Annotated in this window: 12 protein-coding genes; all 12 read right to left on the reverse strand. The window is 32.1% G+C overall.

The genetic code is table 11. The features are described from left to right. Positions 1–2: 2 nt before the first annotated feature. The gene (gene sov / locus AMD28_RS08760; protein ID WP_083478270.1) at positions 3–7,247 is read right to left on the reverse strand and encodes a T9SS outer membrane translocon Sov/SprA; all 7,245 of its coding nucleotides are present in this window, start codon (positions 7,245–7,247) and stop codon (positions 3–5) included. A 6-nt stretch (positions 7,248–7,253) separates the two neighbouring features. Next, the gene (gene ruvA, locus AMD28_RS08765; RefSeq protein WP_055443763.1) at positions 7,254–7,835 is read right to left on the reverse strand and encodes a Holliday junction branch migration protein RuvA; all 582 of its coding nucleotides are present in this window, start codon (positions 7,833–7,835) and stop codon (positions 7,254–7,256) included. Positions 7,836–7,936: 101 nt separating this feature from the next. Then, positions 7,937–10,243, reverse strand: coding sequence for an NADP-dependent malic enzyme (locus tag AMD28_RS08770; protein ID WP_055443764.1), 2,307 nt, complete (start codon positions 10,241–10,243; stop codon positions 7,937–7,939). Positions 10,244–10,439: 196 nt separating this feature from the next. Continuing rightward, the gene (locus tag AMD28_RS08775; protein WP_055443765.1) at positions 10,440–11,345 is read right to left on the reverse strand and encodes a hypothetical protein; all 906 of its coding nucleotides are present in this window, start codon (positions 11,343–11,345) and stop codon (positions 10,440–10,442) included. 174 nt (positions 11,346–11,519) lie between these two features. Beyond that, positions 11,520–12,683 carry a hypothetical protein gene (locus AMD28_RS08780; RefSeq protein ID WP_055443766.1) on the reverse strand — a complete coding sequence of 388 codons (1,164 nt, stop codon included), beginning with the start codon at positions 12,681–12,683 and terminating at the stop codon, positions 11,520–11,522. Between the two features lies 1 nt (position 12,684). Then, positions 12,685–13,137 carry a hypothetical protein gene (locus AMD28_RS08785; RefSeq protein ID WP_152975576.1) on the reverse strand — a complete coding sequence of 151 codons (453 nt, stop codon included), beginning with the start codon at positions 13,135–13,137 and terminating at the stop codon, positions 12,685–12,687. A 37-nt stretch (positions 13,138–13,174) separates the two neighbouring features. Beyond that, entirely contained in the window at positions 13,175–13,909 is a 735-nt protein-coding gene (locus AMD28_RS08790) for a hypothetical protein (protein ID WP_152975577.1), read from the reverse strand. 113 nt (positions 13,910–14,022) lie between these two features. After that, positions 14,023–14,607, reverse strand: coding sequence for a hypothetical protein (locus AMD28_RS08795; protein WP_055443769.1), 585 nt, complete (start codon positions 14,605–14,607; stop codon positions 14,023–14,025). A gap of 700 nt (positions 14,608–15,307) precedes the next feature. Next, the gene (locus tag AMD28_RS08800) at positions 15,308–16,084 is read right to left on the reverse strand and encodes a CPBP family intramembrane glutamic endopeptidase (RefSeq protein WP_055443770.1); all 777 of its coding nucleotides are present in this window, start codon (positions 16,082–16,084) and stop codon (positions 15,308–15,310) included. A 725-nt stretch (positions 16,085–16,809) separates the two neighbouring features. Continuing rightward, the gene (gene queG / locus AMD28_RS08810) at positions 16,810–17,736 is read right to left on the reverse strand and encodes a tRNA epoxyqueuosine(34) reductase QueG (RefSeq protein ID WP_055443772.1); all 927 of its coding nucleotides are present in this window, start codon (positions 17,734–17,736) and stop codon (positions 16,810–16,812) included. Next, entirely contained in the window at positions 17,736–19,064 is a 1,329-nt protein-coding gene (locus AMD28_RS08815) for a cytochrome P450 (protein WP_055443773.1), read from the reverse strand. Before AMD28_RS08815 ends, queG begins: the two co-directional genes overlap by 1 nt. A gap of 140 nt (positions 19,065–19,204) precedes the next feature. Further along, a complete protein-coding gene (gene ruvB, locus AMD28_RS08820; protein WP_055443774.1) occupies positions 19,205–20,227 on the reverse strand; it encodes a Holliday junction branch migration DNA helicase RuvB in 1,023 nt (340 codons plus the stop codon). Positions 20,228–20,237 lie beyond the last annotated feature (10 nt).

Below are 20,237 nucleotides of genomic sequence, written 5' to 3' on the forward strand. Positions count from 1 at the left end.
TTTTAATTACCAAAATTATATCTTAATGTTAAACCAGATCTAATTGTTGTTTGTGGAAATGCTGTAGATATTGCATATTCTGAAAACGTGTAATCAAAATAGAAAATTCCGGTTAGGTTTTTACTAAACGCATAATCTGCAGTAAACTTACCGCTCCATAGCGATTGACCAGAGGTTATTTGGTTGTTATCTAAATCTAAATACCTAATTATGGTTTTATTATCTCTAAAAGAAACATCTGCCTTCAAGTTTATATCACTAATTATTGTTTTGGTTGGTCCGGCAAGTTTAGATTTCATTCTTACATCTTTAATTCGATATCCTAAACCAACTACGTATTCCTTACCTTGAATTTCTGTCATTAAATTATTATCGAAACTTAAGGATAGCATTCTATCTTTTTTCATTTCTAAAAGCACTTTTACGGCACTTTTTGATTCAAAATCTATACGAAATAACGGACTAAACATTTCTGTTAAGTTAATATTACTGTATAAGTTTTCATTTTTAAAATTTCCGTTTTGATCTAATGCATCAGATGGCTGACTAGCATAATCTACTGTTGCATCTGGAGCAGCATAATCTAAGTTTGTTCTAAACTGATTAATAGTATATGCAGAACGATACCCATGCGATAAAGAGAAACGTTTAAATCGTTTTTTAAACCATTTTAGTTTCATAAAACCGGTGTACTTTAAATCCCAGTTAGGAATTGGTATATCTCTAAAAGCACTGGTTTTTGTTTTGCTTGCATCTTGACCTTGGTATGCAGATACAAACGAAGGTAATAATACCGCTTGACTAGATTTACTAAATCCTTCTGGGTACCCATCTGCATCTCTATTAAAAGTTGCATTCCCATAAAACTTATTTGCTAATCTGTTTGCAATTACTAATCTATTGGTTCTAAAATTCTCGAAAGTCTTAGATTCGTTTTCATCACTTTTATTAAATGCTGTTTTAATTAAAGCAGTCGAAATAGTAAAGTTCCCATACGTGTTTGGTGTTTGGTGCACATATTCGTAATCACTATTTACATTATAGTTTTCGGTTAAATTCTCGGCATATATTCTATTACCAACAATATCTAGTTTCAAATCGTTAAACGGCTCTACATTAATCGCGTAATCAAATTGCTTGGAATGTGTTTCGGTATACTGCTGATTAAATTCTGGATACTGCGTTAACCATCCGTTTCTTGCCGCTAAATCTCTAATATCACGTTGACTACCAAAAGTATAACCAACTGTAGGTTTTAATGTACCTGCAAATCCTGGTGATTGCTTATAACCTGGAAGATAGGTACCATTAGCTTCGTTATAATTTAACTGAATACGCTTCACACTGGTTATTAAGCCTATTCCGAAGTTGGCTAGCTTTCCTGTTTTTTTAGCTTGTTTCGGTTTTTTTGCTTTACCGTCTTCTCCAGCTCCAGGAGGTGTTGCTCTTTGTGATTTACCTAAGTTACCTCTGGTTCTTTTTTGAGATATACCAATATATTTATACAGCTTTTTCATATCTAAAGATGCATTAATATTGTGCTGACTTGCATTAGATATAGAGTTTCCTAAATCGTACGTTTGTCCGTCTAGCTCTAAATCCCCATATAAATCAGATCCTTTTTGCCATTGAAATTCACCACCATAGGTATATGTAGCATCGATAAAGCTAAAGGTTGGTATTTTATTTATAGGTAATTGGTAGTTTACGCCAAGTTTTTGGTATAATCTGTTAGGATCTCCAAAATCGAAAAAGCCATCCCAAACGTTTAATTCTGGATCTTGTCTTCCGTTTAACTCATCGTCAATATAATAGTTTCTTACAATTTTATCACTAGAAGAAGTAAAGTCTAAACTTAATGATTTTGTTAAATTGTAGTTTATTGTATATTGAAAATCATAGGTATAATTTCTTCTATATAATTCTTCTAAACCAATATTAGAACCTCCTAAATCTACGTCTCTAAATTTCTGTTTATTAAACTGTCTGTTAAAGTTAGAATTAACGGTAAAGCTTGATGGTAAAGGGTTAAAGTTAAAATCCTTTAACATTTTCCAGTATTTTCCAGTAAATAAAGAATCGTTCTTTTTAAATGGTTCTATAGATAGTGGTGTAAAACTATATGCATACGTTGCTCCTGTTCGCACTTGTTGGTCTAGTGAGCGTTCTATTTCAAAATCACGATGTTCTACTTTGTTATAAGAATAACTTAATGTTAAGTTCTCTACATCATAGAATTGTGGTTTTTTATCTGTAGTTCTATTTTTTCTTACACCAATAAAATTAATACTTTTTCTTTTCGTGTAGGTTTGAGATTGTTCTTTAATAGTCTCTTTTTCGGCACTAGTTTCTGCCGCATCTATTCTTGTTTGCAGTTCAATATCTTCGTATAGTTGATCATATTTAGGAGTAATGCTTTCTTCCCCTTGACCATAATTAAACGGGATTTGAATTCCCCATTTCTTTGGTAACAATTGCCCTGCATTTACATTGGTAACTACATCATATTGTTGTACATCTTCTAGACTACGCTCTTGAGGCCCTTGCTCTATTGAACCAAAACCAGAGGTACTATATCTACCTGTTGCGCTAATATTTGCAAAATCTGCAATATTTGCATCTGCACTTACCACAGTTGCCCAACCACCTTCGTTATCCATTTCTGCAAGACGAAGCTCATTAAACCAGATTTCACCACATTTATCTATATCACTAGCGTTTTTAACACCAACCATTAAACTTCTTATGTCTCCAAAATTTGGATTACCAAATATTGCTACACGTTGTTGACCGACTACATATTCTGAAAATTCGGCAACAGGATTATCACTTAATTTTCCATCTATAACATCATAGAACGTTGCTTCTGTTGCGCTAAAGTTATCTGAAATAGCTTTTGCTTTCATTTGTTGTAAAATGGCTAATTCAATATCTAATTCATTGGCATCTGGCCAAAGATCGGATCTAGATGTTCCTGTAGATACTACTAGAGGCACTTCAATTTGGTAATAGTTTTGAGAAAGGTCATTACCCATTCTTATAAAACCAACTAATTCTCCATCGGACAAAGAAGAAAAAGCTTCTCCTGCTTCTGCATGCATAAACATTTTAAGTTGTTTATACTGCCTCATATCTACATTTATATTCTTGTAAACAGCCCTTGCATCTTCCGCTTCCAAATCGCAAACATTAACGACTAAGGATTGCTCATTTTGTCTAATTACGGTATTGTTGTTATATAATTCTTCTGGATCTACTCCTGGAGGAGAATCATAATCTCCATCATTTTCTAAAGTACTAATTACACCAATACTAAAATTAGTATCATCATCTGTAGGATCTATATCATCTAAATCTAAAGTTTGCGAGTATCTTCTCCATTCGCTACGTACTAAATCTAAAGAACCAAATCTAAAAAAAGTAGTCTCTGTAAAATCTTTCAAATACATACGTGCAAAACGCATAGAACGAATATCACCTCCTTCATCTGCTGTAGGTTCTGAAATTGGAACTCTAAATTGATACCAATTTACGGTTTGTGATGTTCCGTTTGGCATATTTCTAGACGCTACTTTAGAATCTACAATTAACGGATTGCTATCCACATTTAATGTTGCACGAGTAATATCTAACTCATATTCAAAATAACCATCAATGGTATTCATTGTGTTATCTCTATTAATATCTTCAACATCTGGTTGTGTAGAGCTTCCTCTGTTGGTATCACTAAAGGTATCTGGTGAATTACCATCTACTCCATTATAACGTTTATATCTTTCAAAAACATCTCCATCTGTATTTAAAAAGTAAGAGTAGTTATCGTTTGAAGGATCATCTAATCCTCTATACGGACCATAAATAGCATCCAGTAAAGGGTCTGTAACATTTGGAGGAAGAACAGCTTCTTCACTATCATCAAATCCATCATAACCAACATCTTGATTGGTACGTTCCTGCCCTGTGGTATCAAAGGCGTAAATTAAAGATTGATTTTGTGGTACAACGGTTCCCCAACTTGTACTTGTAGTTCCTATAGCAATATTACCATCTTGTGGCAAACCATTTTCATAGACTTTTCTACCATCTTTAATAATATCTTCTGAAATATTACCAAGGTTAAACACTAATTTACCTCCAGGGTTGGTAGCATTTTCTTGAAAAGGATCTTGTAACCAAAACTCAATGTATTCTACATTTGCTTGTTCAAAATCTGTGGAAGTAAGTTGTCGTGAAATCCCTGCCCAAGAGTTTTCTGGTAAATCTAAATTTCCAGTTTCAGCACCTGGCTCAAAGTTATAAGGACCACGTTCTTCCGGATAGTAAGCCAAGTCTAAAGTAGTTAAAACGGTTGTTTGCCCTTGTGCGATATCTTGTACCGGAAAAAGCTCATTAATAAATACTCTTGAAGAATATAAACCAGACATGTCTTCGTCACTAATACCATCTGGTCTTCTGCTACTATAAAAAATTGGATCTACATGATACCAGTTTAACATTGCTCTACCAAAACCATTTTGAATAACATTATCTTCCGACGAACCTGGTGATGCTAATCCTTTTGGTCTACTTGATAAGTACCAAGAACTAGCCGACTTTAAATCTATGGCACTTTGCGAACCTTCAAAATCATCTATATAAGAAGTTGCTTCTCCGTCAAAATCTGTTCCGCTAGGCGATCCTGGTTTTAAGGCTGCAATTTCTCCTCTTATGGAAAAATTAGAAGGTGCATCGGTATCAATATTTGGTAGTTTATTTACTAATCTTGTTAAAAATGGAACTTCTGTAGAGTAGTTTGCATTTAAACCATATATTTTATTATTAATTGGCTCACTGTTATAATTCGCTTTTTGCGTTACAGGTCTTTCTTTTAGTCCTATGTACGTTGCACCTATCACAAAGTTCTCGTTAAACTTATGCTCTACATTCAATCCGAAAAAACGCTTGGAAGTTTGTCCGAATATAGAGTTATTCTCTGTAGATACTTGAATTGGTGTGTTGGATGCTTTTAGCGCTTCGTCTAAAATTTGCACGGTACCTAATTGATAGTTTACGGTATAATCGATACCTTCTACTAAAACACGTCCTCCAGCTGTAACAACCACAGAACCTCTTGGTACATTAAACGCACCAATGGAAATACCTCCTCCACTACCAGAAGATGTATACCGACCTTTAATTTGGAATTTATTTTTTTCTACTTCCTCTAGAGCAGCAGTTTTTGTTTCTTTATATAGGATATCATATACAAATTTTTCGTGATTCGGATTTGTATATGTATTAGATTGATAGTCTGCTTCATTATTTGAAGGGTTGCCATCATTATCTAAAACATCAAATAAATAACGTCCAAATGGTTCTACTTTTGTAAATACAATTTTTCCGTTTTGCGGAATTACCGTAATCCCAGAAACAAAATCGAAGAAACCATCTCCTCCAACTTGTGGATCATTATTATAGTTTAATTTATCTAAATGAAACAAACGTATTAATGGTGTTTCAGTTATTTCAGAATCATCTGTAGTTACCGTTGTATTGGCATCAAAAGTTGGAAATGGAACAGTAGTTCCATCTGCTAAAGTAACTGGCGTAATAAAGTTTACTGGAGAACCTTCGTTATAAAATATATTTAATTTAAAATCTTCTTGACTTAATTGATACGCTCCTGTATCATAAACGTTTTTCATCATTAAATCCCAAATTGGTTGGGAAGTAGATGTAATTGGACTTTTTATTAATTTTAAAACTAAGTTGTTATTAGTAACGGATGTAACGTTTCCGTCTACATCTGTAGTAACTCCAGTTGCGTCTACACCATCATTTGCAAATTCACCAACTTGGTATACTACTCCTGCCACGGTAAATTGAAAGGCAACGGCTAATACTTCATCATTATTTAAACGTTGGTTCAAAGAAATATAACCTAACTGTGTATTTAATACATACTCTTGACCTTCTTCTAACTTTCTTGCGTTTTCTAGTTTTGCATAATCTGCTCCTTCGGAAACACCGGTAACAGTAATACCATTTTGTACGGTAGCAATGTCTCTAATTAGATCATTAAGTTGTGATCCTCCTCCTCCAATGTTTGTTGGATCGAAAGCATTATTATCATTATCTGGATATGCATTTGGATTGGGATCTACTACGTTTACGGCAGACCCTATATTATTTGGGTTGGATTCCCCTAAATCTTGTAATGCAACAATATTTCTTACGTTTTCTGTTCTGTTACTTCTATTAGTAACCCAAGCTTCTATTCTAGTAATTTGTACTTGAGAGTTTATAAAAGGATAGTTATTTAAGGCATTATCATAATTATCTCTAAAATAATGCGCTAAAAAGAAGTGTCTATTTTCATCATAGTCTCTAGCAAAAAAGTCAAACTCTTCTAATGTTCCTCCTCCTTGTGCAACTACGGTTTTGGTATCTGATTTTTGTTCAGAATAAACAGCTGTAATAGTCGTTTTACCAAATTGCAATTGTGTTTTTACACCAAATAAACTTTGCGCTCCCGTAATTAAAGAACTATTAAGTGGCATACTTACGTTACCAACTTCTATTTTTTGAATGATATCATCTTCGGTTGGTGTGTATTCCAACTTTACAAGGTTTTGAAAATCGAAAGTAGATTCTGTATCATAGTTTGCTGTTACTTGCAAACGCGTACCCACTTTACCTAATAAACTTAAGCTAATACGTTGGTCAAAATCGAAAGTAAAATTACTACGATTTCGAGGAGAAAAGGAAGGATTATCTTGTTTAGTGAATAGCACTCCTAAATCCATTTCTACAGATCCTTGCGGTACTACTTCAATGGTGTTACTTCCAAAAATGGTTTCAAAAAGTCCGGAGTTTACATAAAATTCTGGTAGTAGGTTTTTTTGTTCTTCTTCACTTCCTTCTTTTTTACCATCGAAAGCATCTATTTTTTGTTTGTAGTAGCTTCTTTGATTCTCTTTTGCAACTAGACTTTGAAATTCTTTTGGCGTTAAAATTACCGGATAGTTAATATTAAATGTTCCTACAGATTCTGTATAAATATATCTATCTGTGACAGGATCATAGGTGTATTGCGAAACAATACTGGTAGGATTAGGCATTTGCAAATTACCCAAACTGTACCCTGTACTTGTAGAATCTTGTGGTGTTGGTTCTTGCGACCAAGCTACAAAAGACAATAAAATTGCAGCTATAGTAAAAAGTTGCGTTTTAATTTCGATTGCGGACTTATAGTTAGTTGTATTCAAATCTTATTATAAATTTTTTAAAGCTTGTTTTATAATTACTTCTACGGTAGCATCTGGTTGAATAGCAATAACTTTATCCACCACACGCTCTGCCTGCTTTTTATTAAAACCAAGAACTTCTAAAGCAGATAACGCTTCATCTTTACTTGTATTGTTTTGAGATACTGAAACTTCATCAATATCATAAATCTTTAAAACCTTGTCTTTTAAATCTAATATAACACGTTGTGCTGTTTTTGCTCCAATTCCTTTTATAGATTGAATTAAAGCTACATCACCAATTGCTATTCCTTCTCTAACTTGTTTTGGTGTTAATGAAGAAAGCATGGTACGCGCAATACTTGCTCCAATACCACTTACAGAAATTAGTAGTTTAAACATTTCTCTTTCTGCTAATGAAGAAAACCCAAATAATGTATGCGAATCTTCTTTAACTTGAAGATGCGTATACAATTTTAGGTTTTCTTGATCTGGAATTTGAGAATATGTATGTAACGAAATGTTAAGCATATAACCTACACCATTGCAGTCTATAACAACGTCTGTTGGATTTTTCTCTACTAATTTTCCTTGTATGTGTGTAATCATGTAAAAGTTCGCATTAAACTCTCAAATGTAATAAAATTATTGTGCATTACCATTGTGATATGTTAAATCACAATAAAATGTTAATTTAATCGGTAAAATACTTACATGTTACTTAACTTTTTCTTCTGTTTTAATTCCCATTTTTCTTTTTCTTGCGCATCAATAACAGCAATTGCGGTCATGTTTACAATTTCGTCTACACTTGCTCCAAGTTGAAGAATATGAACAGGCTTGCGCATTCCCATCATAATTGGCCCGATAGAATCTGCTTTATTAAGTACTTTTAATAATTTGTAAGTAATATTTGCGGCATCTAGATTAGGAAAAATCAACGTATTTACTTTTTTTCCAGCTAATTTAGAAAACGGGAATACTTCTTTTATCTTTTCGCTATTTAAGGCAAAATCGGTTTGCAATTCACCATCTACAGCCATATCTGGATATGCTTTATGAAGTATAGCAACTGCATCCCTTACTTTGGAAGCTTTCTCATTTGTGGAAGAGCCAAAGTTAGAATAACTAGTCAATGCCATCACAGGATCCATACCAAACATTTTTACAGTTCTAGCGGTCATTTGCGTTATAATAGCTAAATCTTTAGCAGTTGGATCAATATTAATTGCGGTATCACTTAAAAACAAAGGTCCGCGTTTAGTCATCATTAAATTGGTAGTAGCAACACGCGTTGTTCCGTGTGCCATTCCAATAAGTTCTAACATTGGTTTTACTACCGAAGGATAACTTCTAGAATAACCAGAAATAAGTGCATCTGCATCGCCTTCATTCACCATCATCGCTGCAAAATAATTACGCTCACGCATTATTTTTTGCGCAGAATACAATGTGATTCCTCTACGTTTACGTTGTTGCCAATAGGCATCTGCATATCTGTTTTTACGTTCTAATTCTTCATCCGATTTAGGATCGATAATTAGCACATCTGCATCAAACTCTATTTCTTCTTTTAGTCTTTCAATTTCATCTCTTCTTCCTAAAAGAATTGGATGTGCAATCCCTTCTTCATATACAATTTGTGCCGCTTTTAAAACATCTAATTGATCTGCTTCAGCAAATACTACACGCTTTGGGTTTGTTTTGGCTCTATTTAATAAAAGCCTAACTATTTTATTATCACTACCAAGGCGTTCTAATAATTCGTCTTCATATTTTTGCCAATCTTCTATTGGTTCTTTTGCTATACCACTTTCCATAGCTGCTTTTGCTACAGCTGGTGGAACCGTTGTTATTAAACGAGGATCAAAAGGTTTTGGAATGATATACTCTTTACTGAATGTTAATCTAGTTTCGCCATACGCAATGTTTACTTGCTCTGGAACTGCTTCTTTTGCTAATTCTGCCAACGCTTTAACTGCTGCCATTTTCATAGCTTCGTTAATTGCAGTAGCACGAACATCTAAAGCACCTCTAAAAATAAATGGGAATCCTAATACATTATTTACTTGATTAGGATGGTCACTTCTACCAGTTGCCATAATAATATCATCTCTAGTATCTATGGCTAGTTGATAGCTTATTTCTGGATCTGGATTAGCCATTGCAAAAACTATTGGGTTTTTGGCCATGACTTTTAACATGTTTGGTGTTAGCACATCTGCTCTAGACAAACCAATAAACACATCTGCATCTTGCATGGCTTGGTCTAGTGTATCTATTTTTCTATGGGTTGCAAATTCTGCTTTTTCAGCGGAAAGATTTCCTCTATCCTCACGAATCACACCTTTACTATCTAGCATGACAATATTTTCACGTTTTGCACCAAAGGCTTGGTATAGCCTAGTACACGAGATTGCTGCTGGTCCTGCGCCACTAACTACTATTGTAGCTTCTTCAATTTTCTTTTCGGAAAGTTCTAAAGCATTTAATAATGCTGCTGCAGAAATAATTGCTGTACCATGTTGATCATCATGCATTACAGGAATATCCAACTCCTCTTTTAATCGTTTTTCAATTTCGAAAGCTTCTGGAGCTTTTATATCTTCTAGGTTAATTCCTCCAAAAGTTGGTGCTATATTTTTAACTGTAGCAATAAATTCTTCTACGTTTTCGGTATCTACTTCAATATCAAAAACATCTATTCCTGCAAATATTTTAAACAGAAGTCCTTTTCCTTCCATTACTGGTTTGGATGCTAACGGACCAATATTACCTAAACCTAAAACTGCTGTTCCGTTAGATATAACTGCTACGAGATTTCCTTTTGCGGTGTACTTATAAGCGTTTTCTTTATCTTTTTCTATTTCTAAGCAAGGCTCTGCTACACCTGGCGAATATGCTAAAGACAAGTCTCTTTGTGTTGCATATTTTTTTGTAGGTACTACTTCTATCTTTCCTGGAGTTGGCTTTGCGTGATATACTAAAGCTTCTCTTCGTTTGCTTTGTTTACTCATAATTATTATTAATTTATGGAACTAGCAAATATAAACTATTAGAAGAACAGAGCATAGAAAAAAGCAAATTGAAATAGCTTAATAATTGCTGTGAATAATTCTATTTTCTGAAGTAAACAAAACCTCTTAAAAACAAAAAGCCTTAGTAATCACAAGAGGATTACTAAGACTTTTATTATACTATTCGTTATTAAAACTAATCCATTAACACTTTTGCTCCTTCTGGTTTAGAAAAGAAATTCTCTTCTACTGTTGGAGAGAAACTAAGATCACTAACACTTATTTTAGTGATATATTCCCCCAGTCCATCTTTATCATTAGTAGACCAATAGGTTTTAAATCCGGTTGCAAAAACAATTCCGTCTACAGTAGTTGTTCCTTGCGTAACCGTAATTTTTTCTGGTGCGTGCCCTCCATTTGGAAAGTACTTTGGATAGGAAACAATATATTTAAAGGCATCTACCAAATTCGTTTTTGTATTTACATACAGAATATAATAATCATCTGGAGCAGAACCTATACCAGCATCATAAGTAGCTTTTATTACTTTTTGCATCGTTCCTTGAAATTCTTGTTCTGGTAATAATTCTAGATTCACACCTTCTCCATCCAAAACAAATGGATGCCCTGAAAAATACAATGGTGTTAAAGCCCAAAATTTAGTATCATAAGCAAACGATGTACTGTCTTTTGCTTTTATCCAAGCTTCTTGACCATCCCAACCAAAAATAGAGGTTGGTTCTGTAATACTATTATGTCTTGCTTTATTGCTCCAAGTATCTATGGTTTGATAAGAGTCTCTAATCCCTTTACCATCTACTGGTTCATAATTAAAACGCATAGAAAAATAACCATTACCATACCATTTATCTAATCCTCCATGTGCTTCCATAGCATTCCACAGCACCTTACCTGCTTCTGTAGTATTTAGTCTTTTATTCGCTTTTGCAACTCTGTCTTGTATCCAATATTCTGGAATATTATATTCAGCTTCCGTTGTTTTCACTTCCGTACTAGTAGCTGTTTCTTTTTTTGTAGTTTCTTTACATGCTACAAGATTTAAGACTAAAAACAAACCTAAAAGGTTATAAGGTATTTTCATTTTTTATATTCTTTTTATTAATTAATCGATAGTAGTCGAGATAATTCTTCAGACATTTCAAAATTAACTAAATTTATTTTGAAGTCATATGTTAATCGTATCTATAAACTAATGCTTCTATCGTTAAATACCTAATATTTGCCCCAATAGCTTTTCCTATGTAAAATAAAGAAATTAATCGTATTCATTAATTCCGTAAAGCACTTGCTTCATTTTACTTCCATTAATTTCAACGGGCTTGTAAGCGGTATTAAATTTATCAATACTAACTTTTATGTTTTCTTTTAGGGTTTTGTATTCTGCTGGTATTTTTGAAGCACATTGTTTTTCATTTTCATAACTATTTAGCATAATGCCGAATTTTTCATAAAACTTTGCGCCTTGATTGATATGCGAATTGTATTGGGTAATAAATTGTAATAATCTATCAATAGGAAACTCCAAATTTATTTGCATTTTATGTGCTTTGTAACGTTGTGTATCATCACTTATGACTTTGTTTAATTCTTCCAGAAAACCATTAAGATTTTCTCTAACAGCATCCCAATCGTCTGTGTTTCTGCATTCCTTTAAAGGTGTTTTATATTGAATTGGTTTTGTAAAATCGACAAATAACTGTTCCAACTCTATAATAATATTATCGTTACTCTTTTGTAAAAAAGCAGTTTCAAAATAGATTGTATTTAAATCATTATGCATGCGTAACGTAAAATCTAAAATACATTCCACGCCTTTTAAGTCGGCCTCTTTTTCGGTTTGACTAGAGCTGGTGTTAGTAAATAAGGATACTATGGAATGCACCACAGAAGTATAAATATTATCTCCCAAAATACTAGATAAATTAAACCCTGCTTTTTTATCTTGCTTACTACTAATGACATCCTTCATTTTGGCAAACTCTGGATAGTGGTTGGGATTGCTCAAATTATTAATTTCATTAAAAGTGGCTACACTAGAGAAATGATGATCTAAACTCAAGGTTTTTTCATATAGTATTTTAATAATCTGCAAGCCCTTTAAATAGCGTATTTTACTAATATCACTAGCTTCGGATAAAGCGTTTACATTTAATTGTTCCTTTAAGTTGTCTTTTTTTATAAGAAGAGCGACTTGCTTGTTTATATTATTTGTTGTTATGAGTTTTGCATTTAAAACGATAAGTCTTTGCTGTAAAGTAATGTTTTTAAAATCATAACGTGAAGTTACAGCCTTTGTTTCTTGTTCTAACTCGTTTAAAACAATAGCGATATCATTTCCTGGTTTTACATGTGCAAAACCAGAATAGGATATAAATAACAAGAGTACTATTGCTATTAAATGTTTTATGAATTGTACCATACTATTCTAAGATTAAAGTTATAGTAAACGTATCTTTTGTAATTGCTACTGGATAATTCCCCTTTGCTATTTTGGTTAGATGGTTTGCTGTTTTCAAACCTGATTTGGTTTCTGCTTCTAGCGTTAAATCCTCTTCCATAATAAAGGTTAATTCTTTTACTTTAGAGGTTGTAGTAAGGTATTGCCCGACTATTTTATATTCTTCCTCTTTTGTAATTTTAGATCTATCTATAATTAAGGTTATGGTATTCTCTTTATTATAGGTTACTTGTGTGTTTGCTTGTGCTTTAGTAGTACTTGTATTAAAAGTACAAATACCTCCAGGTCTTAAACAGTCTGTGTATTTACCAAAGATTAATTCGCTACTAACAGTATTCTTTTCTATTACATTTTTCTGTTGCGAAAAGGCAATAAGAGGTATGCATAGCATTGCTATGTGTATGAGTTTTTTCATCGTAATAAATATATTTTATTTTAAGTAGAACTAATGGTTATTGGCTTTTTCTAGAATGAACTGTTTCATTATAACTAAGATTTAATAGTCTATTTTCAATGCCTACAAAATGTGCACTACCATATACAATTGCAATTTTTTGGTGTGAATCCTTTTTTAATTCATTTATTACGTGCCTATTTCTATATTCTATAATTATATCTTTGTATACTTCTTTATCGACATTAAAATCATCTATTAATAACACTTCGGTATTCGTTCTTCTTTGATACTCCATCACTATTTCTTTTGATGTAATGTCAACATGTTTATTTTTACTAATTAACATTCCTAAATCAGAATATGCTGGTTGAGCAATTAATTCTTTTTTTAACTTCACTTTTCCACCATATATTGCTTTGAAAAAATCTTCAGGTCCTTCTAAAGAATCATTACCAATAAGCTTTTCAAATTTCATTAATTTCAAAAGTTTTTTAGAATAAATATTATAATCTTTATAAGTTGTATCATTATCAATAAACTCGGTATAAAACAAGTAGTTTTCTTTAGTCAACGAATCAATGGCCAATTTAACATTATTGTAAAATGATTTCGTTCCAGCATGCTTCATGGGAACAAAAACAACAGTTTGTTTATTGTTAAAAAAACTAACTATGTTTAGATCGTCATCATAAATCCCAAGTTTTGTAAGCGCTAAATTTGCTTTCCAACTCGCACAAGACAATACACATAATAGTAAAAGGAATGATATGTAATTATAAAATCTATTCATAATGTAATAATTTTGATTTCGTTTATTAAACTATTAATAAAAAGTGTAAACTTTAGAAGCTTCATTTTTAATTAAGCTGCTAGCAATTTTAACACTAGCAGCTTTTAAATTATTTAACAGCTTCCTCCTATTAAAAGAATAAAAGCACAACTTGCCGCCACCAATATATCATCTGCAGTGCTATCACCAAAAAGTTGAACTAAATGACATCGTATTTGATACCATCTACAAGGGTAATCTTTTTTGTTGCTGGTATTGTTGGCTAACGGAAAAGTGTTTCCCATAGTGCTTCCGAACAATAAAAACTCACTATCAGAAGATTTTTTTTCAGAATTAGATTTGTTAATATAACTTAGGGCCTTTACAAATTCTATTGTAGAATCCTCATCTATGATTTTTCCAGAAGAGGTTGAATTACTAATATAGATATATGCTTTTTTTAACAATGCATTCCCTTCTACCGTAATATTTTTATTATTTTTTCCAATTAAAACTAATTTGTATTCCTCGAAAGACATTCCCTTCTTATAAAAGGGCTTAACACTTTCTACAAATGAATTCATTCCTTGTCGAAGTTTAGTTTTAACATCTTCAACTTGTTCCTTAGAATATTCATTTTTCTGCGCATGCACATTAAATGAAACCAACATCACCAAAGTCAAAGTAATAACTGACATTACATTTTTTAAGTTTTTCATTTTAATAAGATTTAAATAAGATTACCTACTCTATGCGTTTTTCGGTATACACGGCTTTTTAAAGTGTGTAAGCTTTACACTCTTCAAAACAAACTCGCTTTTATCTTATTTAATTTTTTTGTATCTTTATAAAAGATAAACACTGTTTATTTTGGTTTTAGCGAACCTATGAGAGCCTTTACCTAGTAGAGGCTTTCTCTTTTTCAGTTATTTCCTTTCTGTTTCGTATTCCACTTTTAAGATTAATAATAACTAAATATAGAAAATTTTCTATACAAAACAAAATGTTTTTGTTCTAAAACATTAATTATTAGACGATAACAAGAAATTAAATTCTTATAAAATGGATATTTGGTGCTAACCAGAGAGCTTATTTCTCTTTTCTGAAGTTTGTTTAAACACTTAAAAAAAGTATTTGATAAGATTAATATATACTCATAATCGAACTATAACAACTAATTTGATGTCTTTGGAATATGTGAGCTGTTTTATGTCTATTCATAACTACTTCATTTACAACCTAATCATTTCGAAAATTGAGAATTAATTCGTTTTTAAAAACTTTACTTATAGTTTTCATAAACCTATTCTTCAGCAAGAATTGTTAAAAAAACACTTAATAATAATAATAAGTAATCATTTGTTCTAATGAAAAATCAAAATTTTTTATAATTTGTAATATTTACTTTTCTTATTAAAATTATAAACCTATAATTTTAGATTTATATTTAACTTTTTTTATTAGGATGTAGGATATGGATAAGCTTATACCAATGAATATTAAAGTAAACATAAGGCTGGATATAAATTCACTAATCGTATAGCTATCGATATTTTTACTAATATTTTGATTTTCAATAAGTTTTGATTTATACATCCCTAAATAATTTATTATAGCATGTAATGTTATTACAAATAATATGGATTTTACTCTAATTAATATCGTTTGAAAAATTAACCCGATACCCACTGCTGATATTACTTGTATTATTATAGATAATTGCTCTACATCCGCTTTTAGCATGTTTGAGAAATGAGCACATCCAAAAATCACGCTAGTTAAAACAATGGATAATATTATTTTTTTTTTGGACTTATAAATTCTTTCAAAAACATAAACTCTAAAAAATAATTCTTCAAAAATTGCAACACATAAACAAGATATAAAAAACAACAAATTATTAAACCAAGAAACATCCAGATTAGTCTCTATAATCTTAGTAGAAACGTAATTGTAACTAAAATAAAATATAACTAAAGTAATAACAATGGTAATTATATTCTCTTTATAGCTTCTTAAATTAAGTTTAATTTTACTTATTAAATAAAACGATATAAGTATCATTACTATTTTTTGACAAATCTTAAGAGAGTAAAAAAGCTCATAATTTGTTTTATCTACTAAACTTACAAGTAAGTGATTTAAAGAAAAGTTTATTATTAAAACAAATAATACTACCTTAATTATATTTTTCATTTGGTATTATTTAAAATTCATATTCTACTTCAATCTCACAATCATGAAATTCTATACAAGTGCATGGACTCCCAAACCAACAGTCATTCCACCAACTTGTTTCTGGACAACTTGCAAGTCTCGTTTTACATCCAAATTTAACTTTTCATAATAGAAATAATACCCCTCGTTTTTTAAAGAGTCTATTTTATTCTTCACATCTTTATAAAACAATTTTATATCTAAGTGAGCGATAGGAAAGAAAACAATCTGTTGATCTTTTTTTGTAATTCTCTGTAAATTAATTATATCATTATAGATACCAATTCTGTTTAAATGGGAGTTGTACAATACACTTTTACAGTTAATAAATAGAGTACAAAGTAATAATAGAATAATAGTATTTTTCATATAAAAAATAATTAAACCACATAAACACCTTAATATTTATGTGTTTGTTAATATTAAGGTAAGATTAGGTCAAGTAAAATATCTAGGGCTATTTTAGAGTAATCACCAAAATAAAATCCCACTACTATCCTAATTGGTATGATTTACCTGTTATTAATGCTCTATTAGTAATGGAATATGGATAAGTATTTGTTTTTTAATTTTCAAATTAAATAAGAACTCCGTTGCGTTTCATACCAACTTTTTAAATAACAACAATTAAATATAGAAAACTTTCTATATTTAGTCAAATGTTTTACCATAAAACATTAATTAGTTAGATGATAAGATGAATTTTATTCTTTAAGGAATAGAATATTTCGCATTAACCCAGAGAACTTGGTACGCTTTACTGCAGATTTTTGAAACACTTTACTAAAAGTTTCTTGTGTAATTTCTTCCCAGTCTTTTTTTGTCATTGCTAACAATTCTGGATGCGGATTAAAAAGTGGCTCCTTATGCGGTTTTGAGAATTTATTCCAAGGGCAAACATCTTGGCACACATCACAGCCAAACATCCAATCGTCAAAAGCACCTTTCATGCTATTTGGTAGTTGCTCTTTTAACTCGATAGTAAAATAAGAAATACATTTACTGCCATCTACTACATACGGTTCTGTAATGGCTTGCGTTGGGCAAGCATCTATACAAGCAGTGCAAGTTCCGCAATGGTCTGTGGTAATGCTATCATATTCTAAGTCTAGATCCACAATAAGTTCTGCTATAAAATAAAAGGATCCTGTTTGTTGTGTGAGTAGATTGCTGTGTTTGCCTATCCAACCTAAACCAGATTTTGCTGCCCACGCTTTGTCTAAAACTGGAGCAGAATCCACAAAAGCACGTCCGGAAACTTCCCCAATTTCTTGTTGAATATATTCTAAGAGCTGTTTTAATTTATCTTTAATAATGAAGTGATAATCGGTTCCATAAGCATATTTGGATAACTTATAGCTTTCTGAATTTTGTATTTCGGAAGGATAATAGTTTAATAAAAGTGAAATCACCGATTTAGAATCGTCCACCAGTTTTGTAGGATCGAGACGTTTATCAAAATGGTTTTCCATATAACGCATTTCTCCATGCATATTTTTGCTCAACCAGTTTTCCAATCTTGGTGCTTCTGTTTCTAAAAATACTGCTTGGCTAATACCACAAGACAAAAAACCGAGGCGTTTGGCTTCGTCTTTTATCGTTTTTGTGTATTTCGCTTTATTATCTATCATTACGCTCTTTTCTCAAACTTTAGAAACGCATTTTTTGGTTTTAATGTTATTAACGGTGTAATGGCTATAGTTTCAAATTGGGCTTCAATTTTAAAACTTTTTACTAGTTCTTTAACAGCCAAAATCATTTCGAACATCGCAAAGTTATTTCCTATACATTTTCTTGGTCCTGCTCCAAATGGAAAATATTGTGAGGAGAATTTTCTGCTTCCTTCTGCAAAACGTTCTGGCATGAACGCATCTGGTTGTTCCCATAAATCTGGATGACGATGTATTTCGTAAACCGAAAACAACAAATTAGAACCTGCTTCTAAATTCAGATTATTAAAACTATCTGGCTTCACGTTTACACGATCTATAAAATAAGCTGGTGGATACAATCGCATCCCTTCTTCTATTACTTGTTGCGCAATCTTTGAAGATGTGATTTGCGTCATTAAATCATCCGTTTCAGCAGCTACTCGTACTAACTCCTCATGAATTTTATCTTGCCATTCGGGATGTTTCGCTAATAATTGAAGGATAAAGGTTAACGCATTTGATGTAGTTTCATGTCCCGCTGTAAATAGAATAAGAATTTCATCTATTAGTTGCTCTTCTTCCATGGCTTCACCATCTTCATATCTAGCATCTAAAAGCATGTCTAATAAATCGTTCTGCCTTTCGGCGGAAGACTTTCGATCATTAACAATACGTCTTAATATATTACGAGCTTCTGTAGTTAAGGCTAACTCTTTTTTTATTTGGCCACTTAATTTAAACCACCATCCCAAATAAGGCTGACGTAATTCCTTAATCAACATTTTTTGTCCAGATTCTGTAATATGCTGTAACCTGTTAATCTCTTTCTGATTTACAGCACTACTGAATAACGATTTAACCACCGTTTGAAATGCTAAATCATTAAATATTGGAAAAACATCTATGGTTTGGTTTACTGTGACTTTTGTGTATTCGGAAAGAATAGCTTCTCGAATGCTATCTAATAAATTATTTAATTGATTTTTATGAAAAGCTGGCTGAATGAGTTTGCGTTGTTTTCGCCAATGTTCTCCTTCGGAAGTCAGTAAACCTCTACCCACATATTTTACTAAATCTTCGGTTTGAATTTTAGATTTAATAAAATTCTTTTGATTTTTCTGAAGCGCATATTCTGCTAATGCAGCATCTCTGCTAAAAACAACTTTAGACTTAAAACCTATTTTCAAACCAAAAGTGTCTCCTAACTTTACGAAATATTTATGATGAAAAGGCAACGGATTTTTAAGAATTTCTAAGGAATGCTTAACAAAACTAAAAAGAGAAACTTCTGGTATTTTCTTATTCATTTATACTTTATAAATAGTTTCTATTTTGTTTTGTGTTCCTCTTTGCATTAACGATTGAGCAATTGTTGGAGCTCATCTCTGATAGCGACTTGCAAAAGCGTGACCAACTGAAGCTTTTTTTAGCGAAGGTTGAGAATGCCCTAAAATAAACCGCCTTGCGTAGGACCTTTAACTCTTCCTAAATGTTTATAAGCAAGTTCTGTTACTTCTCGTCCGCGAGGAGTTCGCATAATAAATCCTTGCTGAATAAGGAAAGGCTCATATACTTCTTCAATAGTTTCGGAGTTTTCACTTACTGCTGTAGCTAATGTGGTGATACCAACTGGTCCTCCTTTAAACTTATCGATTAAAGTAGTAAGTATTTTATTATCCATTTCATCCAAACCATGTGCATCTACATGCAATGCTTCTAATGCATAACGAGCAATTTTAATATCTATGCTACCGTTTCCTTTTATTTGGGCGAAATCACGAACGCGACGCAGTAATGCATTGGCTATTCTAGGTGTTCCTCTACTTCGGCCTGCAATTTCTATTGCAGATTCCATAGAAATTGGCACTTCTAGTATTTCGGCACTACGCTGTACTATGGACGTTAATAATTCTGTGTTATAATATTGTAGTCTACTTTGTATACCAAAACGCGCTCGCATTGGAGCTGTTAGTAATCCAGAACGTGTGGTTGCACCAATTAAGGTAAACGGATTTAGATTTAACTGTACCGTTCTTGCGTTTGGTCCAGACTCAATCATGATGTCAATCTTAAAATCTTCCATTGCAGAATACAGGTATTCTTCTACAATTGGACTTAAGCGATGTATTTCATCTATAAATAAAACATCGCGTTCTTCTAGATTGGTAAGTAGTCCTGCTAAGTCTCCTGGTTTATCTAAAACAGGTCCGGAAGTAACTTTAATTCCAACTTCCAACTCGTTGGCTAGAATATTAGCTAAGGTTGTTTTCCCTAATCCTGGAGGTCCATGAAAAAGTGTATGATCTAATGCTTCACCACGACCGTTTGCAGCTTGAACAAAAATCTGAAGATTCTCTAATACTTGTTCTTGCCCCGTAAAATCGTCAAAGGATAATGGTCTTAACTTTTTTTCGACATCTAATTCTCCTGGTGAAAAATTATCGTCTGTTGGATCTAGGTTTTCGTTCATGCTTACTTTC

Source organism: Lacinutrix himadriensis, from assembly GCF_001418105.1.
GTDB classification, from domain to species: Bacteria; Bacteroidota; Bacteroidia; order Flavobacteriales; family Flavobacteriaceae; genus Oceanihabitans; species Oceanihabitans himadriense.